Below are 26,753 nucleotides of genomic sequence, written 5' to 3' on the forward strand. Positions count from 1 at the left end.
TATGCTGTACTATTTATTTGAATATTTTGACAAAACACTAGATGTGCCTGGAACAGGGGTTTTCCAGTACATTACTTTTAGATCGGCTTTAGCATTCATGCTTTCATTGCTTTTGTCAACTATTTATGGTAAAAGGGTGATTAACTTTTTGCGTCGTCAGCAAGTGGGAGAAACAGTACGTGAATTGGGTCTTGCGGGTCAAAACGAAAAAGCAGGAACACCTACAATGGGAGGATTGATTATCATTTTTGCCACATTGGTTCCAGTTTTGTTATTTGCCAGACTGCACAACATTTATATCGTGTTGCTTATTGTAACTACTTTGTGGATGGGAACTATTGGTTTTGTTGACGATTATATCAAAATATTTAAAAAAGATAAACAAGGATTAAAAGGAATTTTTAAAGTTATTGGTCAGGTTGGTCTTGGAATTATTGTTGGTGCAGTTTTGTATTTTAATCCTGCCGTTACAGTAAGAACAGATACAGGAAAAACAGATGTTTTTAAAACCGCAGCAAATACAACAGTTGTACTTCCTGCTCCTGTTGAGGAAAAATCTACAGCAACAACAATTCCTTTCGTAAAAAACAACGAATTTGATTATGCAGAAGTTCTTTCTTTTATGGGAGACGGATACGAAAAATGGGCTTGGTTAGTATTTATTCCGGTAGTGATTTTCATAATCACAGCGGTTTCAAATGGAGCCAATTTGACGGACGGAATCGATGGTCTTGCCGCCGGAACCTCCGCAGTTTCAGTCCTCGCGCTCGGGATATTTACATTCGTTTCAGGAAATATCATTTTTTCAAATTATCTGAATATCATGTACATCCCCAATTCGGGAGAAATGACCGTCTTTATCTCGGCCTTTGTTGGAGCATTGATTGGATTTCTTTGGTACAATTCATTTCCCGCATCCGTATTTATGGGAGATACAGGAAGTTTAACAATTGGAGGAATCATTGCCGTATTAGCCATTGCAGTTCGTAAAGAAATATTAATTGTTTTATTCTGCGGAATTTTCCTTGCCGAAAGTGCTTCAGTAATTATTCAGGTAACCTATTTTAAATATACAAAAAAGCGTTTTGGCGAAGGCCGAAGAATTTTTCTGATGTCACCGCTGCATCATCATTATCAGAAAAAGGGATATCATGAAAGTAAAATTGTGACCCGTTTCTGGATTGTTGCCGTAATGTTAGCCATATTATCAATCGTTACTTTAAAACTAAGATAGATGAGATTAGTGGTATTAGGTGGAGGAGAAAGCGGGGTTGGAACCGCTATTCTCGGAAAGAAAAAGGGATACGACGTTTTTGTTTCGGATTTTGGAAAGATAAAAGAGAGTTATAAAGAAGTTCTTATCATTAATAAAATTGACTGGGAAGAAGAACAGCATACCGAAGATTTGATTCTGAATGCTGATGTGGTGATGAAAAGCCCTGGAATTCCGGATAAATCTCCGATAATAAAAAAGCTGGTTGCTGCGGGAGTAAAAGTGATTTCGGAAATAGAATTTGCAAAACCTTTTACAGAAGCACTAACGATAGGGATTACCGGAAGTAATGGTAAAACGACAACCACAATGCTTACGCATCATTTACTAAAATCGGCCGGACTCAATGTAGGTTTGGGAGGAAATATAGGAAAGAGTTTTGCCTGGCAGGTAGCCGAAAATAAATACGACGCATACGTTCTTGAATTAAGCAGTTTTCAGTTAGACGGAATAATAGATTACCGGCCGGATATCGCCATAATAACCAATATCAGCCCGGATCATTTAGATCGATACGAATATAAATATGAAAATTATATCAATTCGAAATTTCGAATAACGATGAACCAAACCGAAAGTGATTATCTCATTTACGATGCAGACGATGAGGCAAGCACAGAATGGTTAAAAAACAACAAAACAAAAGCAAAATTAATTCCTTTTTCATTGACCAAAACATTCGATGAAGGGGCTTCTATAAATAACAACAAAATGGAAATAAAGATCAACCAAGAAGAGTTTACAATGGAAACAGAACACATTGCGTTAGAAGGAAAACATAATATGAAAAACGCAATGGCAGCAAGCTCTGTAGCAAAATTGATGCAAATTAGAAATGCAACGATTCGTGAAAGTTTATCTAATTTTCAAGGTGTTGAACACCGTTTAGAAAAAGTATTAAAAATTCAGAATGTACAATATATCAACGATTCAAAAGCAACAAATGTAAACGCTACTTTCTTTGCTTTAGACAGTATGAATGTTCCAACGGTTTGGATTGTAGGTGGGGTTGATAAAGGAAACGATTACAACGAATTAATGCCATTAGTTCGCGAAAAAGTAAAAGCAATTATTTGTCTTGGAATCGACAACCGTAAAATTATTGACGCTTTTGGAGCTGTAGTAGATATTATGGTTGAAGTAAATAACATGAATGATGCAGTAAAAACTGCTCAAAGATTAACAGAAAAAGGTGATGCTGTTTTATTGTCTCCAGCCTGCGCAAGTTTCGATTTATTCGAAAACTATGAAGACAGAGGGAAGCAATTCAAGCAAGCAGTTCATAACTTGTAGAAAATAGTTTAAAGTTTCACGTTTCAGGTTTCAAGTTCGACACCTGAAACGTGAAGCCTGAAACAAAAAAACTTGAAACAAAACAACAAATGAAGGAGCTGGTTAACAAACTAAAAGGAGATAGAGTAATATGGTCATTCGTGGCCTTATTGGCGTTGTTTTCGTTTATGCCTGTTTTTAGTGCGAGCAGTAACTTGGCGTATATAGGTCACGGAACCGGGAACACATTGGGGTATTTAGTAAAACACTTAGCTCACGTCTGCATCGGTTTTTTAATTATTTACTGGGTTCACAAAGTACCGTACCATTATTTCAGGGCAATTTCAAAAATTGCACTTCCGGTAGTGTGGCTGTTGCTATTGTATACTTTGTTGAAAGGAACTGTAATTGCAGGAGCAAATGCAAGTCGTTGGATTCAGGTGCCGTTCATTGGAATTACGTTTCAGACATCAACATTAGCGGCAAGCGTATTGTTTATTTATGTAGCACGCTATTTGTCAAAAACCAAAGAAGAAAACGAGCCGTTTCAAACCTCATTTATTCAGCTTTGGATACCGGTTTTTATCACTTTAGCATTGATATTACCAGCCAACTTTTCGACCACAGCGTTGATTTTTGCAATGGTAATGATGCTTACATTTATTGGTAAATATCCGTTAAAATACATTGCTTTTATTATTGGGTCAGGAATTGCGATGTTAGCATTTTTCCTTTTAGTGGCAAAAGCATTCCCGGAATCAAGATTTTTCAGCAGGGTTTCAACATGGGAAAGTCGTATCATGAACTTTACGACAGATAAGCCCGATGAAGATGATTATCAGATTGAAAAAGCAAAAATTGCAATAGCATCAGGAAAATTAGGAGGATTAGGACCTGGAAAAAGCGTTCAGAAGAACTTTTTACCACAATCTTCTTCCGATTTTATTTACGCCATTGTAGTAGAAGAATATGGTTTAGTAGGCGGGGTTTCAATATTAGTTCTGTATTTATTGTTGTTATTCCGATTTGTGATCGCATCACATAAAGCCAATACCTTGTTTGGAAAATTAGTTGTCGTCGGCCTCGGATTTCCGATGATATTTCAGGCCATGATTAATATGGCTGTTGCAGTAGAATTACTACCCGTAACAGGACAAACGCTTCCGTTGATAAGTTCCGGAGGTAGTTCGATCTGGATGACCTGTTTCTCTCTCGGGATTATTATTAGTGTAACCAAGAAAGAAGAAGAAATTGCCGAAGAACAAGAAGAAAAAGCAAGAAGAAAAGAAGCGCTTCAAAGATTAATAGATAAGGAATTGGCGGAAGATGATTTGCCGGTTGATGAAAAAGAAGAGATTTACGAAGAAGAAGCGATGTATTCCATCGAAGACAATTCAAGAAATCCGATGAATGCAGTTTTAAATAAATAAAAAGGGATAGAATAGTATAGTCATGACAAAGTATAAATTCATACTAAGCGGAGGAGGAACAGGAGGTCATATTTATCCTGCGATTGCGATTGCAAACGAATTAAAATTGCAATTCCCAGATGCTGAATTTCTTTTTGTTGGTGCCAAAGACAAAATGGAAATGCAGAAAGTGCCTCAGGCAGGTTACGAAATAAAAGGTCTTTGGATTGCCGGATTACAGCGAAAACTGACTTTGCAAAATATGATGTTTCCTTTAAAACTGGCATCTAGTTTATTGGAATCAAAAAGAATTATTAAAAAATTCAAACCCAATGTAGTAATTGGTACGGGCGGTTTTGCCAGCGGGCCATTATTGCAGGCGGCGGGTTCTGCAGGAATCCCGACAGTAGTTCAGGAACAGAATTCTTTTCCCGGAATTACAAACAAATTGCTGAGTAAAAAAGCAAATGCCATTTGTGTGGCTTATGAAAATTTAGAAAGATTTTTTCCAAAAGAAAAAATCGTTTTAACAGGGAATCCGGTACGTCAGGATTTAATTGATATTGATACAAAACGTGACGAAGCGATTGCTTTTTACGGCTTAGATCCAAATAAAAAAACACTGTTGGTTTTAGGAGGAAGTTTAGGAGCAAGGAGAATCAATCAGTTAATTGAAAAAGAACTTCAAAATTTCCTTTCGCAGGACGTTCAGATTATCTGGCAGTGTGGAAAATTATATTTTGAGGATTACAAAAAATACAATCAGCAAAACGTAAGAGTAGTTGATTTTATAGAAAGAATGGATTTTGTGTACGCAGCTGCAGATGTCATTATTTCACGAGCAGGAGCATCATCAGTTTCAGAATTATGTATTGTAGGCAAACCGGTAATTTTTATTCCGTCTCCTAATGTAGCTGAGGATCACCAAACTAAAAATGCTCAGGCAATCGTAGAAGCAAAAGGTGCGATTTTGTTGAAAGAATCTGAACTTGACAACGAGTTTAGCATTGTTTTTGAAGCGCTGCTGAAAGACGATGGAAAACAAAAACAACTGAGCGCAAACATTAAAAAACTGGCTCGCCCGGATGCGACAAAAGTAATAGTAGAACAAATTAAAAAGTTGTTATAATATAATATTTTATAAAAATTATACAACACAGAAAATAAATAAGAAGGCTATTTTAGGCAATTTAGGCTTGAAAAGACTTCAGAAAACGTAAAGGATTAATTGTTAGTTTCTTACAAAAAAGTAAGAGGCAGTCAAGTCGAAAAAAACATATTTTAAAATGAATTTAAATCAAATAGAAAACGTTTATTTTATAGGTATCGGAGGCATCGGAATGAGTGCTTTGGCCCGTTATTTCAAATACATCGGGAAAAAAGTTTCCGGTTATGATAAAACGCCTTCTATGCTTACAAGTGAATTGATTGAAAGTGGTATTGATATTCATTTTGAAGACAACATCAATTTAATTCCATCTAATTATTATGTAGAGAATACGCTGGTAATTTTTACGCCTGCGGTTCCAGCCTCACATTCAGAATGGCATTATTTTATTGAAAGAAATTACCAAATTAAAAAACGAGCAGAGGTTTTAGGAATTATCACTAAGGATACTTTTAGTTTTGCAGTTGCCGGAACACACGGTAAAACCACAACATCTAGTATTTTAGGACATATTCTACACCAAAGCGGGGCAGATGTTACAGCCTTTGTAGGTGGTATTGTAGAAAATTACAATTCAAATTTAATTGGAACCGGAAAAACGGTAACCGTAGTAGAGGCTGATGAGTTTGATCGTTCATTCCTTCATTTGCATCCTGATATTGCCTGCGTTACCTCGATGGATGCAGATCATTTGGATATTTATGGAACAAGTGATGCAATTCAGGCTTCGTTTATTGAATTTGCCTCGAAAGTAGAAGATAAAAGCAAATTGTTTATAACCAAAGAATTACCTCTTGAAGGCGTTCAATGTGCTATAAATGAAGATGCAGTATATAAAGCTTATAATGTTCGAATTGAAGATGGAAATTATGTTTTTGATGTGCAGACGCCGTCAGAAATTATGAAAGACCTTCGTTTTGGACTTCCGGGAAAACACAATTTAATGAATGGGTTAATGGCTATTGCGATGGCGAAAACGTATGGCACCCCGACCGACGCCATTGCAAAAGCTATTGCCTCATTTAATGGAATTAGAAGACGTTTTTCTTATCAAATTAAATCAGATAAGTTAGTTTATATAGATGATTATGCACATCATCCAACAGAAATAAATGCTGTTCATCAGGCAGTTAGAGAGTTATATCCTGGACGTAAAGTTCTGGCAGTTTTTCAGCCGCATTTGTTTAGCAGAACTAGAGATTTTGCCGACGGATTTGCCGAAAGCCTGTCTCAGTTTGATGAAGTGTTTTTGATGGATATTTATCCGGCACGCGAATTACCAATGGAAGGAATTACATCGCAATGGCTGCTGGGTAAAATGACAAACCCGAACAGAAAAATTGTTGCAAAAGAAGATTTATTAGCGGAAATCAAAGCCAGTGATGCGCCAATAATTGTAACAATAGGAGCTGGTGATATTGGTGAAATGGTACCATCAATTAAAAAAATGCTGAATGAAAATATTTAATTGGACAAATATTCGATTAGTACTCATTTTAGGGCTTGTTCTTTTTCTATATTCTTTCGCGCAGCACCGAAATGGAGATAGAAAATTGAAAAAATCTATGGTTGTTTTTGTAGGAGAAAATACGCTTTTTGTAAAGCCGGAAACGGTTAATAAATTGTTGATAGAAAATAAAAGAGACGCTTCCAGTATTAGAAAAGATGAAGTAGATTTGAATAAGATAGAGAAAACCCTTGATGCGCAAGACATGATTGAGAAGTCAGATGTTTTTGTAAGTATCGACGGCGTTCTAAAAGCGGTAGTAAAACAGAAGACACCAATAGCAAGAATCTATAATGGTGATCGCTCTTTTTATATTGACTATGAGGGTGATAAAATGCCCTTGTCAGATAATTTTACGGCGCGAGTTCCTCTTGTTTCTGGGGCAATAAATGAAAAAAATAACGAAGATTTAGCTGCTTTATTTCGCACAATTTACGACGATGCGTTTTTGAGAAAAAACATCATTGCAATACAAATTATGCCTAATGGCAGCCTAAAAATGTTTAACCGAAACTATGATTACGTCATAGATTTTGGTCGTACAATGAATGTTGATAGAAAATTTAGAAACTATAAAGCCTTTTTTCAAAAGGCTGTTTTAGATAGTACGTTATACAAATACAATAAAATTGACCTTAGGTTTACGGAACAAGTAGTTTGCACAAAATAATAGAAGATGGAAAAAGATAACATTGCAGTAGGTCTAGATATTGGAACGACAAAGATAGTTGCCATGATAGGCAAGAAAAATGAGTATGGTAAATTGGAAATTTTGGGTATTGGAAAATCCAAAAGTCTTGGTGTTGCACGTGGTGTGGTAAACAACATTACGCAGACTATTCAATCTATTCAGCAGGCAATCCTTGAAGCAGAAAACAATTCAGGTTATAAAATAAAAGATGTAGTTGTAGGTATCGCCGGGCAGCACATCAGAAGTATTCAGCATACAGATTACATCAGCCGTAATAATCCGGAAGAAGTAATTGGCGAAAAAGATATTCAGCTTTTAATCGATCAGGTAAATAAACTGGCTATGTTACCGGGAGAAGAAATTATTCACGTTCTGCCGCAGGAATTTAAGATCGACGGACAATCTGAAATCAAAGAACCAATTGGAATGTACGGCGGAAGATTAGAATCTAGTTTTCACGTTGTAGTAGGGCAGGCTTCTTCAATCAGAAACGTTGGAAGATGTATTCAGAGTTCAGGAATCGAATTATCTGGATTAACATTAGAACCATTAGCTTCTGCAGATGCTGTTTTAAGTCAGGAAGAAAAAGAAGCGGGAGTTGCGCTTATCGATATCGGAGGCGGAACAACCGATTTAGCCATTTTTAAAGACGGAATTATTCGTCATACAGCTGTAATTCCTTTTGGAGGAAATGTAATTACAGATGATATTAAAGAAGGCTGTTCGATTATCGAAAAACAGGCAGAGCTTTTAAAAATAAAATTCGGATCAGCATGGCCGGGAGAAAATAAAGACAACGAAATTGTTTCTATTCCTGGTTTAAGAGGCAGAGAACCAAAAGAGATTTCATTAAAAAATCTTTCAAAAATTATCCATGCACGTGTGGTGGAAATCGTAGAACAGGTTTTTGCAGAAATCAAAGCTTACGGACATGAAGATCCCCGCAAAAAGTTAATTGCAGGAATTGTTCTTACTGGTGGTGGTGCACAATTAAAGCACATTAAACAATTAGTAGAATATATCACTGGTATGGATACCAGAATTGGATATCCAAACGAGCATTTGGCAGGAAACTCAAGCGAAGAAATCTCCAGCCCGTTATTTGCAACAGCAGTTGGTTTAGTAATGAACAGCATCGAAAACAGCACACAAAGTGCTATTAGAATGGAAGTTGTCAATGAACAGCCAAAAGTAGTTTACAGAACCGTTGAACCGCCTGTACAACAGCAGCGATACGAAGTTGAAGAAAACTACGTTGAAAAAGTAGAAGCTATGGAACAGGCAAGGGAAGTAAAAACAATAAAGGCCGGACCAGAATCTACAGAAACAAAAATCAGAAGATCATTTTTTGATAGATATGTCGACAAAATCAAGGATTTTTTAGACAACGCAGAATAATAAAAGAGAAGGATTACTTTCTTGCCCCAAGTCAAGAAGTAAAAAATGTACTAAATAAGAATTTCAAAAAACCAAAAAGATGATGAGCAACTCAGAATTTGGAAGTATTTCATTTGATTTACCAAAAAACCAATCAAATGTAATCAAAGTAATAGGTGTAGGTGGAGGAGGAAGCAATGCTATCAACCACATGTTTAAACAAGGTATTAAAGGTGTAGATTTTATAGTTTGTAATACCGATTCACAAGCACTGCAGAACAGTTCAGTACCTAACAAAATTCAGTTAGGAGTAAATTTAACAGAAGGTCTTGGAGCAGGAGCAAATCCTGACGTAGGACAGCAGTCTGCTATTGAAAGCATTGCCGACATTGAAAAAATGTTAGACCGCGGCACTAAAATGGTATTTATTACCGCTGGTATGGGTGGAGGAACCGGTACTGGTGCAGCTCCCGTTATCGCACAATTAGCAAAAGAAAGAGAAATCCTTACAGTGGGTATCGTGACAATTCCGTTTCAGTTTGAAGGGAAAGTACGTCAGGAGCAGGCACTTTTAGGAATCGAAAAATTACGCAAACAAGTTGACTCTTTAATTGTAATTAACAACAATAAATTAAGAGAAGTTTACGGTAATCTTGGTTTCAAAGCTGGATTCTCTAAAGCAGATGAAGTTTTAGCAACTGCCTCTAGAGGTATTGCCGAAGTAATTACGCACCACTATACTCAAAATATCGATTTACGCGATGCTAAAACAGTTTTGGCAAACAGCGGAACGGCTATTATGGGATCTGCTGTGGCAGAAGGAGAAAACAGAGCAAAAGATGCGATCGTATCTGCATTGGATTCACCATTATTAAATGACAATAAAATTACAGGAGCCAAAAACGTATTGTTGCTTATCGTTTCTGGGTCTAACGAGATAACGCTTGACGAAATCGGAGAAATCAACGATCACATTCAGGCAGAAGCAGGTTACAATGCCAATATTATCATGGGGGTTGGAGAAGACGAAAGCCTTGGTGAAGCTATTGCAGTAACTATTATTGCAACTGGTTTTGACGTTGAACAACAAAACGAAATTGTTAATACAGAGCCTAAAAAAATCATTCATACGTTAGAAGATGAGCAGAGAAGTGTTCATAATTTAACAAACAAACCGCTTACTTCATTTGATTTAAATGCAGAAACACCTACTGCAAAATCAGAGGAGAAGATTGTTTTTGAATTAATGGAAGATACGGTTGCTCCCGTACAAACTCCAGTTGCTCCGGTAACAACACCTACAATCAATCAGGAAGAATTGGTAGTGATGTCTGAGTTCATTAAAAACCTTGATGTAACTTTTGAAATCGTGTCGCCAATTACTGATATTGATTTTAAAATTTCGACTCCTGCTGCAGAACCAGTTCAGGAAGTAAAACCTGTACAGCAAAGAACTTTTGAAAGAGAAGAACAACAAACTACTTTTTCATTTGATTTACCGCTTTTCAAGTCAGAGCCTGAAATTAAAAGAGAACCAATTGCAGAACAAGACAATAAAATTGTTTTTGAACTGTCAAACGAAACTCGCAACATAAAAGTAAACGATCCGGTTTCATTTGTACCGGTAACGGAACTTTCTGACAAAGGAATTATCAAATATTCGTTAGAAGAATATATGGAAGTTGAGAACGATTTACTAACTTCTAAACCGGTTGAAAAAGTGGTTGAAGATGTTGTTCCTGAAGAATTAAACATTACGTTGAAATCAAGAGCTGATTTTGCAAGCCAGCCAGATTTTACAACAACTTCAGAAGTTTCTCCAATGGAATTAACAATTGAAGAAACACTTCGTTTAAGAGCTGAAGAAAGAAGAAAGAAACTAAAAGAATTTAATTATAAATTCCACAATAACGTTTCAAGAATCGATGAGCTGGAAAAAGAACCAGCTTACAAAAGATTAGGAATCGATTTGTCGAATTCTCAATCAAACAATACAAATTCTAGAATTTCGGTTGGAACAGATAGTAACAACGATTTGCAATTGCGTTCAAATAATTCATTTTTGCACGACAACGTAGATTAATTTTACAATCTTAATATAAGAATAGCCCGAAAATTGGATTTAATTTTCGGGTTATTTTTTTTATCTTCGCACAGAATTTAGAAATTTGACTTTTAAATTAGTATTTTAAAGACAATATTGTCACCCTGAGCGAAGTCGAAGGGTTTCTTGTCGGAAAGGGCTTCGACAAAGTTTATCCTGAGCAAAGCCGAATGGACTCAGCCTGACAACTAGAATATTATTTAAAATAAAAAATACCTGGTTAATAATCAATTTATAAGCACAGCTTATTCAAATAAAAAAATATAAAGATGAGTTTACAAGCAAAGATCATGGACGAGATCAAAACGGCCATGAAAGCAAAAGATACAGTAGCATTAGAAGCATTAAGAGCAGTAAAATCTGAATTATTATTAGCTTCGACAGCTTCAGGATCTAAAGAAGATTTAAAAGAAGACGAAGAAATTAAATTACTTCAAAGATTAGTAAAAACCCGTAAAGAAAGCGCAAGAATCTTTACAGAGCAAAACCGTCCTGACTTAGCTGAACCAGAATTGGCTCAGGTAGCGGTAATAGAGAAGTTTTTACCGGCTCAGTTAAGCGAAGAAGAAGTAGAAGCTGTAATTGCAAAAATCATTGCAGAAACAGGCGCTTCTGGAATTGCTTCAATGGGTAAAGTTATGGGATTAGCATCTGCTCAATTAGGCGGAACTGCTGAAGGAAAAACCATTTCTACAATTGTGAAAAAATTATTATCATAAATATAATTTTAGATTTTAGTCCCGATAGCTGTCGGGACTAAAATCATAAATCTAATATTAACTGACCTCGTAGTTCAACTGGATAGAATATCAGATTTCGGCTCTGAGGGTTGGGGGTTCGAACCCCTCCGGGGTCACTTTAAAACTAAAAAAGCCTGCAAAAATATTTATTTGCAGGCTTTTTTTATGCCTTGAAATTCACTTAAACTACTCTGAATTATTATTGCAAACCTTAATAAAAAAACCGAAATTGAGCTGGAATTAAACTTAATATAACTCCATCTGCTGAATATTGTTCTAATTTATCAATTTAAACAAAATACATCAATGAGACATACATTAATAATTATGGGATTTTTTACAGCAATTTTAAGTTTCTTTGGATGTTCAGGGCAGACAAAAAAAGAAAACGGTGAGATTATTGTCACTGTAATGGAAGAAAAAAAAATTGAGACATCAAAAGACAAAGTTAATATGTATTTGACGGAAGAAAATATTGACAGAACTTCAGACAAATATTTATTAGATGAAGTTTCTACAGTTTTTTCTACACAACTGTCAGGTCAGCATCACAACGAATATGAGGTCGTAACGTCGTCCTGGAATAAATCAAAACAAGCTGTTTACATGGTTCGTTTGTTAAGAGGAGAAGTAAATAATGGCGGTTATAATCAGTTTTACAACAATGCAGGCGGGATGTATTACAAACATTTGCCAGAGGCTTTACATCTTATTGGAGCTCACAAATTTGCAGACTTAACAAAGCGCGCTAATGAAACTTTTGAAAAAGAATATGAAAGAGTCACAAAGTATCAGGAAAAGTTTGTGGATGACCCATTAGAGGAGTTTGATGATGAATTTTTTGACTTGAATAAAACTAAAAATCTGGAAAAACTGCTTGTAGACTACATCAGAAAACATAAAAAAGAACTTGTTGATTAATTTTACTGAAGCATTAATCTCTAGAGATGCTTTTTTGAATATTATTGCGTGTTAAATTAATAGTAAAATCTAAAAAAGAAGGCTTCTCAATTAGAGAAGCCTTCTTTTTTATTATCGAATTATTTTTAGATAAGCAGTGTAAACATTGTCTTTAAGTGAAGTTCGCATATAATATACGTTTTCGTCTTTTTCTTTTAAATCAAACTGAATTAAACCGGCATCGCAGTAATAATAAAGTAAGTTATCATCATTGTCAGGGAATTCAATATTTGAAACAGGCAGGGTTGTTAATTTTGCATCAAATGCTATTTCTCCATTATTTAAATCCAGCTCAAAAAGTTTCTTTTTACGAGTGTATCCCCAAATGTTTTCACTTTCTTTAAGAATGTATTCGATATTATCATCCTTAAAATCGGTTTTCCAAAGCTGATTTCCTGTTTTTGAATCAACAGCATATATAGAAGAAAACTGAGGCCCTTGTGCTGCTAAATATATTTTTTTGTCATGGCACAATATACGTTCCTTTGTATTGTATTGACTTTCATCTAATTTAAATTCCCATACAATATCAAGGTTATTAGGATTTAATGCAAAAAGCACATTTTTTTCATTTGCAATAAATACATTTTCACCATCTGTTACAGGTTTTCCAGTCATGGCTTCCTCAAAGCTTTTTTGGCTTAGTACTTTTCCTGTATCGGCTTCAAAACTATAAACAGTTGAACCGCTTTGAGTAAAAATTTTGTTATTAAAAACTAATGTCTGAATGTCGTTATTTGGAGTGTCTAGTTTGTAATTCCATGCCAGACTTCCGTCTTTTATGTTAAGAGCATAAAGATTACTGCTTCCGTTTTGATTTTGAGCAATGATAAAAAGTTTTCCATTACTTATAGTTGGAGCCTGATCTTTTAGTATAATTTGATCTGTAATATTGCCCAGTCTTGATTTCCAGAAAAATTCGCCAGATTGATTGTCTACAGCAAAAATTTCACCATTAATAAACGGAACATACACAACACCATCCTGCAGTGTAACTTTGTTGCCGCACATTTCCGTATTAGCAACTGAAGGTTTTACAGTCCAGTTAATTGTTTCGGTTTCTAAATCAAATGAAAAAAGTGCGCCGTCGTAATCATAAATAAGCATTGATTCGCCGTCTAATGGGATTTTTTTAACTGGTTTAAAAGCCTTGTTAACAACCATTTCAGCAACGGGAAGTTTAGTGTTGACATTGTTAGTTTTACTGGCTGGCGCTTGTCCAAACATATTTACAGCAATAAATGCAAGTAAAAATGGTGCTAGTGTTTTTTTCATTTTTGAAATTTTGATTTGGGTGATTTTTAAGCAGGTATTTTATTTCTGTGTTTTCTTCCTGAAATTTTTAATTAAAACAAAAACCGAAAAAACAAAAACAATCAAATACACAATTGCCAGGGCAGGTTTTTCAAATTTTAAATTTTCAAAGTCAATTTGTTTGTACAATGCTGCACCTACAATTATAGCTACAATACTAAACGTAAATACCGGCACATTATTTTTGTTTTCCATGTTTTGATGTTTTTGATTTATAATTGGTTATTTAATAGTTTTTCCTGCATTTCCTGTTTTTACTTCTCCGGCGCGTTTGTAACTGGCTAAAATTACTCCGGTCGAAGTAACAGTGTTTTCGATTAATTCAAATCCTGACGGATGTGCATTATCGTCAAAAAGCTTTTTCCCTCTGCCAAGCAGTAAGGGATGAATTTTTAATCTAATTTCATCTACTAAATCATTTTTGAGCAGTAAATGAATCAGCTCGCTGCTTCCCCAAACCTGAATATCTAAACCTTCTGTCTCTTTTAGTTTTTTTATTTCTGCCAGATTTTTGATAAAGATAGAGTTTTTCCAATCTGATTTTTTTCTGGTTTTAGAAAGAACGTATTTATTGCCTTCATTAATGCCGGGCCAAAATGCTGCGTTTTTCGGCCAGTAATCTTCCCAAATTTCAAAAGTCTTTCTGCCCAAAAGATAATCTGCTGGTTTTAGCTCATTTTTTACAGCTTTGCTATAAGCTTCGTCGCCATAAGGTGCAGTCCATCCTCCATATTTAAATCCGTCTGATTTATCTTCTTTTGGTCCGCCCGGAGCCTGCATTACACCATCCAGCGAAATCATCGACAAAACAATTATTTTTCTCATAATATATTGATTTTGTGTTTATGTAAATTTAATAAACTTATATATTGAGAGGTAAATAAAATTTTATTCAATAACCAGTTTTATATATTTCCTTCCGTCTTCATCAATATCTTCTGCATTGTAAGCGCGTTTTCCAATAAGATTTTGAACCGCTTTTTGAGCATCTTCTAAATCACCGCCTAATTCAAGTGTTACAATTCTTGAAGTATTAAAAGCATCTTCGTCAACAAAATCAGAAACATGCAGATAGAATTCGTCCAGAATATCTTCTAACGGATATTGAGAATCTTCATTTTCTTCTAACTCATATGTTACGGCAAAAACATATAAATCTCCATCTTGTTTGTCAAAATAGATTCCGTTTTCGATTAATTCATAATTAGGCGTATTGTATTTTGGTAATTCAATCTGGCTGATATTCTTCATAATAAGGTAAATATGATTTAAGAAGCTGGTTTTAAGATTATCAAGCGAATATAAAGAAATATTTAATTTCAATTTTATATTTTAGCAAAACAGAGATCAATAAAGCTTTCTGTTTTTTTAATTGAATTAAAACTATGCTTTTTCTCTTTTTAGGTGGAATTTTATTTGGTTTAATAATCGTGTTCAGAATTATTGAACCAACTTATTTACTGCTTTTTAATAAACCGTTGTTTATATTTTGGCATCCCATTTTGAATAAAATGAATGGTGCCGATAAAACAATTTTACGCCGTGAATTTCCATTTTACCTCAGTCTTTCAGATAAAAAGAAAGGCTATTTTGAACATCGGGTGAAGTGTTTCATTGATAATTATAATTTTGACGGAAAAGATATTGAAGTTACACAGGAAATGAAACTCATCATTGCCGGAACTTATGTAATGCTGACTTTTGGAATGCGAACTTATCTCATTCATTTATTTGAGAATATTGTCATTTATCCTTCTGTATATTACTCAACCATTAATGATGCATATCATAAAGGAGAATATAACCCGAGAATGAAAACCATTGTTTTTTCATGGGAAGATTTCCTGAGCGGACATCAGACAAAAGATAATATTAATCTCGGGCTGCATGAATTTACACATGTTCTGCACTTTCATTCCAGAAAAAGAGCAGATCCTAATGCAATAATATTCTATGATGAATTTACCGAAATAGAAAAATATTTTGATAAGGAAGACTTAACAAATAAGCTTAAGGAAAAACAATATTTTAGAGATTATGCGTATACAAACAAGTTTGAATTTCTTGCCGTAATTCTGGAACATTTTTTTGAAACTCCGGAAATCTTTAAGAAAGAATTCCCGGAGCTGTTTGAAAATGTAAAAACCATGATTAATTTTAAAGAAGAGGTTTAAAATTTTAGTTAATCATTTCTAAAGTCAGGGAAGTATTGCCGCTGTATTACTAAATTGACTTAAACCTTTTTTACTGCAAAAGCAGTTCTGTAAAACTCATATCCTTTTTCAGCACGATCAGGAAGAAATTTTTGACGGTATTCATCGGCTCCTAAATCTTCCAGAAGCTGAATATTAAACTGATTTAAATACTCTGGCAGCTCATTTGGCATAAAACCAAAAGTCCAGTGTTCCTCTAGTTTTTCCAGATCTTTTAAAAGTTTTTCTCCGCCTAAAAATAATTCAGGATTTTTGAGTATTTCTTTATGCACATAAGTAAATATGACGTAACTGTTTTGGGTAAACTTAGAAATGAAAGAAAAGGTGCTTTTTACGGCTTCTTCGGTTAAATAATTGGTTACGCCTTCCCATATAACGGCAGTAGGTTTAGAAAAATCTAAGTTATTTTCTTCTGCCAGCTGGTCCAGGTTTTGCTTGTTAAAATCGATTTGAAGAAAAGTAACATTTTCTGGAATCCTGCCTATACGTTTTTTATAAATTCCGGCTTTAAAATTTGACGTATTGGGGTGGTCAATTTCAATTACGGGAATAGATTTTAAAAAGTCAAGACGCACCGCTCTGGTATCAAATCCTGCTCCTAAAATTATAACTTGCTGTACGCCATTTGAAACTGCTGTTTTAAGCAGTTCGTCAATATATTTTGTTCTGGCAGTTCCAGAAGATAAAGCGCCCGGAATTTTTTTATTAATTGTATGGTTGATGTATTTTGAGAAAACAGAATATTGAGACAAACGAACAGCGAGCCTTAATTTAGAATCTACAAAATGTATGGCATAAGGGTCAGAAAATATTCTGTCCTTTTGATTTCGTTTAGTTTCCAGCGCTCTAAAAAAAGCCATGTATTGAGCTGTTCTGCTGGTTTTTTGAGCTTTCATTATTTTCTGGAAAATAAATTTTCGACAACCCAAGCCGGACCAATCAATAAAAACTGAAGATCTTTTAAAAAAGACGGTTTTTTGCCTTCGATATTATGACCGTAAAACTGCCCAATCCAGGCAATTACAAAAACGCCAATCGAGAATGCCCATAAAGGGAAAATCTGCCCGATATAATAATTAACAACAAGACAAATTCCTGAAAACAGAGCAATTTTTACTGCCATCGCAATAGATAATCGAATGTAGAAAATAAGCACAAAAAGCAAAACTACAAAAGCCCAGTTTTCGATAACAGGCGCATTTAGTTTTAAAGTATTGGCAATAATACCACTCGGAATACTCATTAGTAAACCTACTATAGAAAAGTAAATTGCCGGCACGCAAATGTAGTGTATCGCTTTGTTTTTTGGATTTTGATGACTTACGGCATACTCGGCAAACCATTGGTCTAATGTTCTCATTGTTTTGGTTTTATAAGGTTAGTTACCGTAAATCTAGTAAAATTTATCTTAGCTTTTACCGTGCTCTATTTTCATTATTTCATTTACAATAGCAGTTGCTTTTTCAAAAGTAATTCCATTTTCCTGATCGAGAGTTAAGGGATGGTTTTCTTCAATCATTTTTATTTCAGGAATCAATCCCAGTTCTTGTTCAATGGCAATTGTTTTAAGAGAAATAGTTTTGCCGTATGTAGGAACATCAGTCTGCATCCAGCCAAAATACGGTTCTTGGTTTATGCGGTTTGGGTCTTCCCACAAATCCATTCTCAGGCAAAAGTTATCTTCGCTTATTGTGGTCCATACATTAAAAACCAAATCCTCATGATAATCAATTATCGGGATGGTTAATCTTCCGCGGTGAAAAAAATGTTCTTCATCTACATAACACCAGCTGCCGCCGTATTCAATTCGCTGTTCTCTTTCTTCGGGCGGAACTGCATAATAATAAGCCGGAAATTCATTGCCGAAACATAAAGGCATTTCATCGAAAATTTCGCCGCAGCAAGAACATGTGTAACCTGAATTTGTTTCGTTTGGAGAAGAATTGGATAGTTTCAAAAGATATTTTTTTGTGAGTTATAATATTTTAAATAAGTACAGAAGCTTTCATTTTCTGTACTTATTTAATTAAAATGCTTTTTTAAAATTAAAATATATCACTGGTATCAGTTACTAATTTTAGCTTTTTAAATCGGCTTTTATCGAAGTCTATTCGGCTGGCTTTAACCGCTATTGGAAAAAGAGTATCAGTATTTGAAACCATTTTGAGCTTTTTTTGCGCGTTAATCGAAAAATCGGCTTTACCGCTGGCAATTTCGTTTAAGCTGGCAGTTAAATTGGTATCTAAAGCAAAATCAGTTTCGATATCGACAATTACATTTTTTGCGAAAACAATACCGCTTATTACAAGAATATAATTTCTATTGGCATTTTTTAGAAGAGAAGGATTTGGATGCAGAAAATCAGCTCCGTACATATAATCTTCGAGGTTTCCAATTGCATATTCTCTGGTGACGGAATTGTCATAACTTATGGTTACTTTTTTCCCGGATTTAATTTTTGATGATAATTCAAAATTTCCTAGGCCTAAAGTCTCCATGATCTGCTGAAGAAGTGTTATACCAATATTGAATCCGTAATCATCTTTGTGAGTGGAATTAATATTTAATGCCGGATTTTCAATTTCATTTAATACGATACTGCTTTTAAAAGCATGTTCAATATGGGCATAATAAAGCTGTGCTTCATCAAAAGGCTTTTTGAGCCATAATTGTAAGGGTTTGTGGTTTCTAATGGGACCCTGAATTATATCATAGCCCTGGTCGCTTAAAAAATTGGTAAGTTTCATTTTTTGGGGTCTTTAAAGTTATCGGGCTCGTTAATTAGTAAGCCGCTGCAGTTTTAAATAATTTAAAAACGGCAATTGTTCTTACAAAATTACGGATTGCTTATGAAGTTTCCTTCCAAAAAATGTATTATTATTGGTGCTTAAAAATGAATAAAAAAGGATTTATTTCTGGTTGTATTCAAAAACGTTATCCCATAATTCATCAATTTTTATCAATGCTTCTTTTAGCGATACAACCTGCCATTTTCCGTCATTTTCAATTCCAAGACCAATACTTTTTAGTTTTATTAATGCGTCGTTTACATCAAAATCCAGTTCGGTTTTTAAGTTTAAAGCAAACCAGGATTCAATTTGAGAATCCAGTTCTTCGGCAGTCAGCGAAACCGGGCTTTCGTGTAAAAAGGTATAGGCTAAAATGGTTTCTTTTAATGCCTCTTCTTCAGATGAATTTAAAAGCGAATAAAAAGCACCGCTGTTGTTTCCTAAATTCTTAAAATACAAACTGTCTGAAAGTGTTTTAGAATATCGAATTTTCTTGTTTATGAAATTATTGTACTGGCGGAAACAATACGCTGCCAGAATTCCCAAAGCAATTAATCCTTGATTTAAGGATGTTTTACTGTTTAATAAATCGATCGTTTCGCCCGTTTGGTAAGCTTCATACATATTTAGAAGAGCCGGAATTACTTTGGCGCTTAATAATGAAATACCACCAAAAACACCCGGAACCCAAAGCAGCATTTTGTCTTTAAAAGACATTTTTGGAACTGCATTTGGAAAAATGGTTTCAAGGTCGTTTTTAGGAACACGCTTAAAAATTTTTAATGCGATAGAACCCGGATCGATTGGCATTTTGCCTAATTTAACTTTTTTTGCTGCCAGATAATCGGCATCGCTGTAATTGAGGTAAATAAGTACCCGATCGTAATATTCGATTTCGACTTCTTTTTTCCAGAAAAAATATTTCTTGACCTTTTCTTTTGCTTTATGATGACCGCGGGCATACAATTCGTAATCTTTAAAAGCATTAAAATCGATTGTGAGATTTAAACCAATCAAATCAGATTCCTCAAAGGCTTCTTTTAAAGTTTCTTCGCCGATTCGGTAATAATTGCCGCGTTCTAAAACAGTAAGCAGTGTGTTCTTGAAGATAGAAAAATCGCTTTTGCCAATAAAGCCTTCACGTTCTCTTTCGCTTAAATCAGGATCATATAAAGCATAGTTTTGCTTTAAGTTTCGGTTTAGATTAAAAGATTCGTAATGATAATAATGTTCGATAATTTCGAATAATTTTTTAAAATCATCAGCCTTTTGTTTGTCTTCGGCGAAAGCTGCAATTTGTTGTTCGAGTAAAAATTCCTTATTAAAGGGAATATAATGTTCTCGTGTCATATCAATGAGGGCATTAATTTGTTTTAGGCGCGGATGCCGCAAAGATATGCTTTTGTTTCAAGTTTTTTGAAGCTTTAATGCTGTATAAAAACAAAAGCCGTAAGATGATTTTACGGCTTTGCTTTCCTAGGGACATACATTAGGCAAGCCCGGATTAGCTGCCTGCCCAATTTTGTAATCTATTGTAATTAAGATTTAAGGCCTCTCATATAACGTATTTCGAAAGATAGCGGGTTTCTAAACACATTTTATGAATACTCCTGGCGAAAAGAGCAGACCATTGTTTTTGGATTATTACGGTTCCCTGGAAAATTGTATTTTAAAGTTTATTTTGTTCCTCTCTTAATCTTTTGGCCTGACTCTCTCGTACTATTTTATATTCATTGTCCAGCCTTTTATATTCTGCCTTAATAATGTCGCATATAATGCCTGTACGGTCGCCTCTAATGGATTTTCGAATATAATCGTAAGAATAACCGTGTTTTTCTTTAATAATCTTTAACACTTCTTGGTTGTAACTTGGCTGAGATTTTATATTTTTGTCCATTGCATTTTTTGTATTAAAAGTAAGACAAATATATGTAAGATATTTCTTAGTTACAAATAATTGTAAGATATTTTATAAAATAAAAATAAACTATGGCGGAAAATACACTTAAAAGGATTAAACAGTATTTGGATTACAAAGGTATTAGAATTAGAGCGTTTGAAAGAGTGGTGGGAATGTCTAATGGCTCATTTGCCAGTCAGTTAAAAAATGACAAAACGATTGGTGTAGATAAATTAGAAAATATCTTACATCAATACCCTGATATTAACTCAGAATGGCTTTTAAAAGGCAATGGCGATATGCTTTTATATGATACTGTAAATGAAGGACGGGCATTTTATAGAAAAACAGAAAAAACGCAAAGCCGTAATATTCCGGTTTATGATGTCGAAACTACGGCAGAAATTGCTGATTTGCTTGGAGAAACGAATTCTCAAAGACCTATAAGTTTTTTAAATGTTCCCAGAATTTCTCAATACGACGGGGCTTTGTATTTATTAGACGATAGTATGTATCCGCTGTTAAAAAGCGGCGATATTGTGGTCTATAAAAAAATAGATAATCTGGAAAACAATATTATCTGGGGCGAAATGTACTTAATATACGTAAGCAGCGATAATAATGAATTTTTCTTAATTAGATATTTAAAACAATCTGAACGCGAAGGATACGCACAGTTTACGGCTTATAATTCGCATTATCAAACGCTGGAATATCCAATTAGCAGCATAAAAGCTATTGCATTGGTAAAGGCATCAGTTAGGGTTAATTCTTTGTTTTAAATTTAGACACAGGATTCAAAAAGAAAAGTGGGATTTCTAATCGTTACCAGCGATTTGAAATCCCACTTTCTTGTTCCAAAAAAAAAGTGACAAAATTTAACAAGCTTTCTTGCGAAAAACTATATTCTAAAATTAAAAAAATTATTGCATGCAATGATACGCCTAAATAATGTTTAGACACAGCGTATTTATACCTGTTTTTTGCATATTAAGGTATAAAAGATGCAAAAGATTAATTAAATTCAGATTTTTTTAATTCAATTACTCTTTCGATGTATTGTATCAGGTTTTCTCTTTCTAATGAAAATAAAGCTGCTTCTTCTTCGGTTTTTAGATACAAATCAGCAATACTTTCGGCATCCATGTTTTTGGTTTGATAATGGTGCAGGGCATATAGTATAAGGTTGTCTACAAAAAGTTCTTTTTGACGTCCTTTTTCGAGAGTTTCAGGATCAGCATTTTTAATTTTTTCTATTTCAGATTCGGGTAAATCAATCGTGAGGTAAGTAGTATCTACAGGAACTTTTGAAAGTATTTCGGGAGTAGTTTTTCCCGAAGCATTACAATAGGCACAAGGCGCGGGAACCCATTTTAATTGTTTATTTAAACGTCGAATATCCTCCCAGTCTACAAAACCTTTTCCGAGGCATCTGGGGCATTCTAAATCTGATTTTTTAAATAAATTAAAAAAGAACATTTTGTTGAAAATTTTGGTTAGTGGTTTGTGAGTGCGAAGATACTTAGTTTATGTAAGAAAATTATTTTATAGGTCTTATTTTTTAGGAAGAAAGATTTTTAACAAAAATCTGTACTTTCTTGAACTATATACTTTTCTGGTGTGGCTGTGTTTTTATTTCTTCAAACCATTAAATTTAAACATGGATATTCAATAACTATTCTGTAAAGAATATGCAAAGCATTTTACTGCTGAATGTTATAAATTTGAAAGAAGATTTTTATGATTTTAACTCGTAAACCAATTATGTGAAAATGGAAAATATACAGACAACTAAAACGCAGAATTTCTTTAGAATCCTATTGGGGCTTTTTATGATAACAGCAGCAATAGGACATTTTACTTTTCAAAGAGCCGATTTTCAGGCGCAGGTTCCAAATTGGGTGCCGCTGGATAAAGACCTTGTTGTAATTCTTTCCGGAGTTGTAGAAATAGCTTTGGGACTTAGTATGTTATTTTTAACACGATATAAAGTATTTGTAGGCATAGCGCTGGCTGTGTTTTACATTTTAGTTTTTCCTGGAAATATCGCCCAATATTTAAACAAAACACCTGCCTTTGGACTCGATACAGATCAGGCGCGTTTAATAAGATTGTTTTTTCAGCCTGTTTTAATCTTTCTGGCTTTGTGGTCGACAGGGGCGATTACGTACTTTAAAAGGAAATACTAAAGCAATATATTTTGTAAGAAAATATCTTATTTTTTTATTCTTTGTATAGCTTTAATTTTGTACGTTTGTCATCGACAAAATACTTTGGATATATTATTAAAACTTCATAGAAGTTAACATAATCGGATCCCTCGCCATGATGAGTAGTTTAAACCGAAAGGCTAGTAAATCTATCCTTAACACGGGTATTTTGTCACATCTAAAGCGGGGGATTCGTGCGTTTAAAAATTTTCGACATGACAAAAGAAAATCAAAAAACACACCGCGACGTAATGCGGTCAGTAGCCATTTTCGTCTCAAACTTAAGTTACGACGGCGAATTTCAAAAACACCCCATGTATTTGCAAGAAGTTTTCGAAGTATTGCTCAATACCGAATTTGGGAACGATCTCATTTTAAGGCAAAAAATGCTAACCTGTCTTAAAACCAGCAGAGATTTGGTTAAAGTTTTATCTCAGTTTACAGACAAACAAATTCAAAAAGCCTGCGATAATGTACTAATGGTTAAAGCAATTTAGGTTTTGTTATTCTAAAAATTAAAAGCTCCGTTAATGCGGAGCTTTTTTTGTGTTTTAGTTTGAAAGATTAGATTTTTCTATTGCTGGTGTTCACGAGCGAGACGCTCGCGCTAGCGGGGAGATTAATTGCTTTAGGAGGAAGCGTTAAAAGAATTACAGTAAAAACTTTGTCCATGTTACATCTACTTCAGAAGGAAAATCTGCAAAAATTAGAGTTTTACCTAATTTGTCATAGATAAATATACTTTTTCTATATTCACTTCTGAAAATATCTTTTTCTACAGCAATACAATAGTACCAAATAGAATTTATACCATTGTATGCTTTTGTTTCTGATCTTTCAATTCTTCTGATTAGATCTTTTGTATTATTATTTGAGTAATTTTTTAATATAATTTCGGAGTCAGTTATCGTTATTTTCGTTTCTTGCGTTTTGTCTACAATATTAGATTCTTTTTTTATAAAAGAATGTGATTTCAGTTCTTGTCCATTGGCAAAATTAAAAATGAATATTAAAAATAATATATTTATTGATTTCATTTTAGTTGGTATTATAGAGATTAATTTTTTATAACTAATAAATAAGATAGGTTGAAGGATTATGATTCTCGAATAACTTCGGCTATTTCAAGTGCAATCTCCTCAACAGTATAAGATGATGTATTTCGTGCTAATTTATCAGCTAGTGATGGACTGAAATCTATTACTTCTTTTTTTGTTATTTCATGCCAAATTGGTAAAACAATTTGTTCTCCACTTATTGATTTAGTTATGATGCCATCAAGTTCATAATTTGTCCAACCTTTTTGTATAAAATTTTTAGAAAGGACTACGATTCCGAACTTGCTTGTTGCTAGTCCTTTATCAATTTTCCTACGTAAACTATCGCCAATTTTTAATTCAAACTCGTCATACCATACTTTTAAACCTTCTAATTTTAAGGCATGTGCTAAAGGTCTAACAACTTCATCCTTATCTTCTGATGCATGTGATATGAATACATCGTACTCTTTTTCAATGTTCTCAGTGTCATTTGGGAAAAAGTCATCTTTATGCACTAAAGACGGTACAGAAGAAAGTGCGGGTTCTTTAATATTCGGTAAAGGGCTAGGTAAAGTTCTTACACTTGATCGAACCGTCCCTATTAATCCTTGCATGTCAATTGTAATATGCCAGTTTCCTGTGCTGGGAATACTAAGTCGAACAGGAGATTTTCTGGCTAATCCACCAGTATATCTATGATTTCTTCCATTTCTATAATTTTGAAAATTGGAACTATCCATAAGTCTAACATTGGCCGCGCTCCCAGATAGTGTAATTTCAATAATTTGTCCACGTTCTTTTCTTCCTAAATCATAATGTGTGAAATTCATATTTTTAGTTTATTAAGTAAATATTCATTGTTGAATTTATAGCAAATTTTATAAAAATCAATTCTTTTGAATTACGGAAAACCATAATTCAATAAATTTATTACCAGACAATTATATCAATAAAAAAAATCTTATCAACAAGTACTTCTACGCATTTTACAAAACCAATAAAAACAAAAAAGCCCAACCTAAAAAAGTTGAGCTTTTCAAAAATTATCTAATTATCTAATTATCTAAATTGACAAATTATCTAATCGAAAGATTATCCAATAAAATCTGGTACTTCCTTCCCACAGGAATAATTTCTCCATTTGACATGGTAAGATTTTTAAAAGTAACTGCCGAGATTTTGTTTGCATTTACGATATAAGAACGATGTACCTGTACAAAGCTTGTGCTGTCAATTTCTGAGGCAATGCTCGAAAGCGAACCGTAAATAATGTGGGGTAAATTGTGTTTTGTGCTGTAAAGTTTCATGTAATTGCCCAGACTTTCGATATAAATAATGTCACAAAGAGGCATATCAATTGTTTGTCCGTTTAAGCGGTAAGAAAAAGTTTTTGAGTTTGTATTACTTTCTTTTTTTAAGCTGTTGCCAGAGAAATAGGTTTTGGCTTTTTCTATAGCTTTGGCAAATTTTTCAGGCGAAATGGGTTTTAGTAAATAATCGATCGCATCGTTTTGGTAAGCCGAAAGCGCAAAATCAGAATAAGCAGTGGTTACAATTGTAAGCGGTCGGTTGGGCTGCAGTTCCATTAATTCTACACCCGAAATTACAGGCATATTAATATCCAGAAAAATAATGTCGTATTGGTTGGCGTTAAGCAGTTTTAGAGCTTCCATACCGCTAAAAGCGCTTCCGGAATGTTCCAGTTCGTCAAATTTTGAGATGTGCGAAATGAGCGCTTTGTGCGCCGGCGATTCGTCATCGACTATAAGACAGCGGTAGGTAAGTGCCATATACTTAATTTTACAACAAACATATTTTTCTCTTTTTTACAGCTCAAATCGTGTTTTAAGCCGTAAACTTCTAAACGCCTTTTTAGGTTTTCAATTCCAATTCCGGTGCTCGAAAGACGCGAACCCGAATCGAGATAATTGTTTTTTATCGTAAAAGACAAATTCTGGCATTTTACTTTTAAATCTAAAATAATAAACGGCTCGGCAGTTTCGGCAGAAAATTTAACCGCATTTTCTACCAAAGGTAAAAAGAATAAAGGCGGAATTTCGATTTCATCAAAAGCACCTTCAAAATTCTGGGTTACGTTTAAGCGTTCGTTTCTAAAGGTGTAATATTCAATATATTTTTTTACGAAGGCAATTTCTTCTTCAACTAAAACATAATCTTTTTTTGTGGCTTCAATCTGGTAGCGCAGCATGTCTGAAAGATTCAGGATTCGGTCTGGAACTTTATCCGGTTCAGAAAGAGATTCTCCGTAAAGATTGTTCATGGCATTCAGCAAAAAATGCGGATTTAACTGCTGTTTTAAAAACGAAAGTTCTGACTTGAAATTCATAATATCCTTATCAGCATCCATTATTTTTTTTGTGATAACGACATGCATAAAATAAAAAAACATTCCGTTGATAATAAGCGATAATATCTGGAGTGTTTTAAAATTTCCAAGACCCACAAGCGGGAAAAACCAATTCATAAAAAAGTAAAAACAAGTCCAATACACCACAAGCAGAGTAAAGAAAAGCTTAGCTTTTTTTCTAAATAAAACTGGTTTGATAATACAGATATTAAATATGGTAATCCAGACAATACAGGGAAAATAACCTAGGGCAATTTTACTTAAAATATAAGACCAGCTGTGACCGTCTAATTTTATTTCGTCATACACACAGGCTAAAATAACTAAGTAAACCAGGGTATTTACGAGTAGATTTCGCAGAAAAAAGTTTTGATAAATTTTGGAAATTGTCATAACTGCAAAATTAGTTTAATATTAT

Annotated in this window: 29 protein-coding genes and 1 tRNA gene; 15 read left to right on the plus strand and 15 right to left on the minus strand. The window is 34.1% G+C overall.

Annotated elements, in window-relative coordinates; genetic code table 11:
- Position 1: 1 nt before the first annotated feature.
- The 11 genes from mraY (at position 2) to PQ462_RS04100 (ending at position 12,462) form a co-directional block, all read left to right on the plus strand.
- Positions 2-1,234 (plus strand): phospho-N-acetylmuramoyl-pentapeptide-transferase, encoded by a 1,233-nt coding sequence (gene mraY / locus PQ462_RS04050; RefSeq protein ID WP_274252447.1) that lies wholly within the window; start codon positions 2-4, stop codon positions 1,232-1,234.
- The gene (gene murD / locus PQ462_RS04055; protein ID WP_073407775.1) at positions 1,235-2,566 is read left to right on the plus strand and encodes a UDP-N-acetylmuramoyl-L-alanine--D-glutamate ligase; all 1,332 of its coding nucleotides are present in this window, start codon (positions 1,235-1,237) and stop codon (positions 2,564-2,566) included.
- A gap of 89 nt (positions 2,567-2,655) precedes the next feature.
- Positions 2,656-3,975, plus strand: coding sequence for an FtsW/RodA/SpoVE family cell cycle protein (locus PQ462_RS04060; protein ID WP_149208391.1), 1,320 nt, complete (start codon positions 2,656-2,658; stop codon positions 3,973-3,975).
- A 22-nt stretch (positions 3,976-3,997) separates the two neighbouring features.
- The gene (murG, locus tag PQ462_RS04065; RefSeq protein WP_274252448.1) at positions 3,998-5,083 is read left to right on the plus strand and encodes an undecaprenyldiphospho-muramoylpentapeptide beta-N-acetylglucosaminyltransferase; all 1,086 of its coding nucleotides are present in this window, start codon (positions 3,998-4,000) and stop codon (positions 5,081-5,083) included.
- A 157-nt stretch (positions 5,084-5,240) separates the two neighbouring features.
- Complete coding sequence (gene murC / locus PQ462_RS04070) at positions 5,241-6,590, plus strand: UDP-N-acetylmuramate--L-alanine ligase (protein ID WP_274252449.1); 1,350 nt, start codon at positions 5,241-5,243, stop codon at positions 6,588-6,590.
- Entirely contained in the window at positions 6,577-7,299 is a 723-nt protein-coding gene (locus tag PQ462_RS04075) for a cell division protein FtsQ/DivIB (protein ID WP_012023888.1), read from the plus strand. Before murC ends, PQ462_RS04075 begins: the two co-directional genes overlap by 14 nt.
- Before the next feature lie 6 nt (positions 7,300-7,305).
- Positions 7,306-8,718 (plus strand): cell division protein FtsA, encoded by a 1,413-nt coding sequence (ftsA, locus tag PQ462_RS04080; protein ID WP_149208387.1) that lies wholly within the window; start codon positions 7,306-7,308, stop codon positions 8,716-8,718.
- 79 nt (positions 8,719-8,797) lie between these two features.
- Positions 8,798-10,780 carry a cell division protein FtsZ gene (gene ftsZ / locus PQ462_RS04085; RefSeq protein ID WP_274252450.1) on the plus strand — a complete coding sequence of 661 codons (1,983 nt, stop codon included), beginning with the start codon at positions 8,798-8,800 and terminating at the stop codon, positions 10,778-10,780.
- 290 nt (positions 10,781-11,070) lie between these two features.
- The gene (locus tag PQ462_RS04090) at positions 11,071-11,520 is read left to right on the plus strand and encodes a GatB/YqeY domain-containing protein (RefSeq protein WP_012023891.1); all 450 of its coding nucleotides are present in this window, start codon (positions 11,071-11,073) and stop codon (positions 11,518-11,520) included.
- A 63-nt stretch (positions 11,521-11,583) separates the two neighbouring features.
- Positions 11,584-11,657: transfer RNA gene (locus tag PQ462_RS04095), tRNA-Arg, on the plus strand.
- Between the two features lie 190 nt (positions 11,658-11,847).
- Complete coding sequence (locus PQ462_RS04100; protein ID WP_274252451.1) at positions 11,848-12,462, plus strand: DMP19 family protein; 615 nt, start codon at positions 11,848-11,850, stop codon at positions 12,460-12,462.
- Positions 12,463-12,573: 111 nt separating this feature from the next.
- On the opposite strand, the gene PQ462_RS04105 is transcribed toward PQ462_RS04100, so the two are convergent.
- The 4 genes from PQ462_RS04105 to PQ462_RS04120 form a co-directional block, all read right to left on the minus strand.
- Entirely contained in the window at positions 12,574-13,776 is a 1,203-nt protein-coding gene (locus tag PQ462_RS04105; protein WP_274252452.1) for an outer membrane protein assembly factor BamB family protein, read from the minus strand.
- A gap of 39 nt (positions 13,777-13,815) precedes the next feature.
- Positions 13,816-14,010, minus strand: a complete 195-nt coding sequence (locus PQ462_RS04110; protein WP_274252453.1) for a hypothetical protein — start codon at positions 14,008-14,010, stop codon at positions 13,816-13,818.
- Between the two features lie 27 nt (positions 14,011-14,037).
- A complete protein-coding gene (locus tag PQ462_RS04115) occupies positions 14,038-14,640 on the minus strand; it encodes a dihydrofolate reductase family protein (RefSeq protein WP_274252454.1) in 603 nt (200 codons plus the stop codon).
- A 63-nt stretch (positions 14,641-14,703) separates the two neighbouring features.
- Positions 14,704-15,138 carry a hypothetical protein gene (locus tag PQ462_RS04120; RefSeq protein ID WP_274252455.1) on the minus strand — a complete coding sequence of 145 codons (435 nt, stop codon included), beginning with the start codon at positions 15,136-15,138 and terminating at the stop codon, positions 14,704-14,706.
- A gap of 62 nt (positions 15,139-15,200) precedes the next feature.
- Between PQ462_RS04120 and PQ462_RS04125 the strand changes: the two genes are divergently transcribed.
- Positions 15,201-15,989, plus strand: a complete 789-nt coding sequence (locus PQ462_RS04125; RefSeq protein WP_274252456.1) for a zinc-dependent peptidase — start codon at positions 15,201-15,203, stop codon at positions 15,987-15,989.
- 59 nt (positions 15,990-16,048) lie between these two features.
- Here the strand turns inward: PQ462_RS04125 and PQ462_RS04130 are convergent, their stop codons facing one another.
- The 6 genes from PQ462_RS04130 to PQ462_RS04155 form a co-directional block, all read right to left on the minus strand.
- Complete coding sequence (locus PQ462_RS04130; protein ID WP_274252457.1) at positions 16,049-16,924, minus strand: class I SAM-dependent methyltransferase; 876 nt, start codon at positions 16,922-16,924, stop codon at positions 16,049-16,051.
- Positions 16,924-17,388: an Mpo1 family 2-hydroxy fatty acid dioxygenase gene (locus PQ462_RS04135; RefSeq protein WP_073407764.1), complete on the minus strand. Its 465-nt coding sequence runs from the start codon at positions 17,386-17,388 to the stop codon at positions 16,924-16,926. Before PQ462_RS04135 ends, PQ462_RS04130 begins: the two co-directional genes overlap by 1 nt.
- 48 nt (positions 17,389-17,436) lie before the next feature.
- Positions 17,437-17,985 (minus strand): DUF2199 domain-containing protein, encoded by a 549-nt coding sequence (locus PQ462_RS04140; RefSeq protein WP_274252458.1) that lies wholly within the window; start codon positions 17,983-17,985, stop codon positions 17,437-17,439.
- An 88-nt stretch (positions 17,986-18,073) separates the two neighbouring features.
- Positions 18,074-18,775 (minus strand): gasdermin, encoded by a 702-nt coding sequence (locus PQ462_RS04145; RefSeq protein ID WP_274252459.1) that lies wholly within the window; start codon positions 18,773-18,775, stop codon positions 18,074-18,076.
- 162 nt (positions 18,776-18,937) lie between these two features.
- On the minus strand, positions 18,938-20,167 hold the full coding sequence (locus tag PQ462_RS04150; RefSeq protein WP_274252460.1) for a TMEM143 family protein: 1,230 nt from the start codon (positions 20,165-20,167) through the stop codon (positions 18,938-18,940).
- A 319-nt stretch (positions 20,168-20,486) separates the two neighbouring features.
- Complete coding sequence (locus PQ462_RS04155; protein ID WP_274252461.1) at positions 20,487-20,714, minus strand: hypothetical protein; 228 nt, start codon at positions 20,712-20,714, stop codon at positions 20,487-20,489.
- Between the two features lie 92 nt (positions 20,715-20,806).
- On the opposite strand from PQ462_RS04155, the gene PQ462_RS04160 reads away from it, so the two are divergent.
- Entirely contained in the window at positions 20,807-21,499 is a 693-nt protein-coding gene (locus tag PQ462_RS04160; RefSeq protein ID WP_274252462.1) for a S24 family peptidase, read from the plus strand.
- Between the two features lie 232 nt (positions 21,500-21,731).
- On the opposite strand, the gene PQ462_RS04165 is transcribed toward PQ462_RS04160, so the two are convergent.
- The gene (locus PQ462_RS04165; RefSeq protein WP_274252463.1) at positions 21,732-22,196 is read right to left on the minus strand and encodes a hypothetical protein; all 465 of its coding nucleotides are present in this window, start codon (positions 22,194-22,196) and stop codon (positions 21,732-21,734) included.
- Between the two features lie 293 nt (positions 22,197-22,489).
- On the opposite strand from PQ462_RS04165, the gene PQ462_RS04170 reads away from it, so the two are divergent.
- Positions 22,490-22,906, plus strand: a complete 417-nt coding sequence (locus PQ462_RS04170) for a DoxX family protein (protein WP_274252464.1) — start codon at positions 22,490-22,492, stop codon at positions 22,904-22,906.
- 236 nt (positions 22,907-23,142) lie between these two features.
- Positions 23,143-23,424, plus strand: coding sequence for a hypothetical protein (locus PQ462_RS04175; protein WP_149208377.1), 282 nt, complete (start codon positions 23,143-23,145; stop codon positions 23,422-23,424).
- A 153-nt stretch (positions 23,425-23,577) separates the two neighbouring features.
- Here PQ462_RS04175 and PQ462_RS04180 read toward each other — a convergent pair whose 3' ends face one another.
- The 4 genes from PQ462_RS04180 to PQ462_RS04195 form a co-directional block, all read right to left on the minus strand.
- The gene (locus tag PQ462_RS04180; protein ID WP_274252465.1) at positions 23,578-23,964 is read right to left on the minus strand and encodes a hypothetical protein; all 387 of its coding nucleotides are present in this window, start codon (positions 23,962-23,964) and stop codon (positions 23,578-23,580) included.
- 59 nt (positions 23,965-24,023) lie between these two features.
- Positions 24,024-24,797 (minus strand): DUF1883 domain-containing protein, encoded by a 774-nt coding sequence (locus tag PQ462_RS04185; RefSeq protein WP_274252466.1) that lies wholly within the window; start codon positions 24,795-24,797, stop codon positions 24,024-24,026.
- A 246-nt stretch (positions 24,798-25,043) separates the two neighbouring features.
- Positions 25,044-25,757: a LytR/AlgR family response regulator transcription factor gene (locus PQ462_RS04190; protein ID WP_274252467.1), complete on the minus strand. Its 714-nt coding sequence runs from the start codon at positions 25,755-25,757 to the stop codon at positions 25,044-25,046.
- The gene (locus PQ462_RS04195; RefSeq protein ID WP_274252468.1) at positions 25,730-26,728 is read right to left on the minus strand and encodes a sensor histidine kinase; all 999 of its coding nucleotides are present in this window, start codon (positions 26,726-26,728) and stop codon (positions 25,730-25,732) included. The genes PQ462_RS04190 and PQ462_RS04195 overlap by 28 nt, the downstream gene beginning before the upstream one ends.
- Between the last annotated feature and the right edge of the window lie 25 nt (positions 26,729-26,753).

Origin of the sequence: Flavobacterium sp. KACC 22758 (assembly GCF_028736135.1) — a bacterium.
GTDB classification, from domain to species: Bacteria; Bacteroidota; Bacteroidia; order Flavobacteriales; family Flavobacteriaceae; genus Flavobacterium; species Flavobacterium johnsoniae.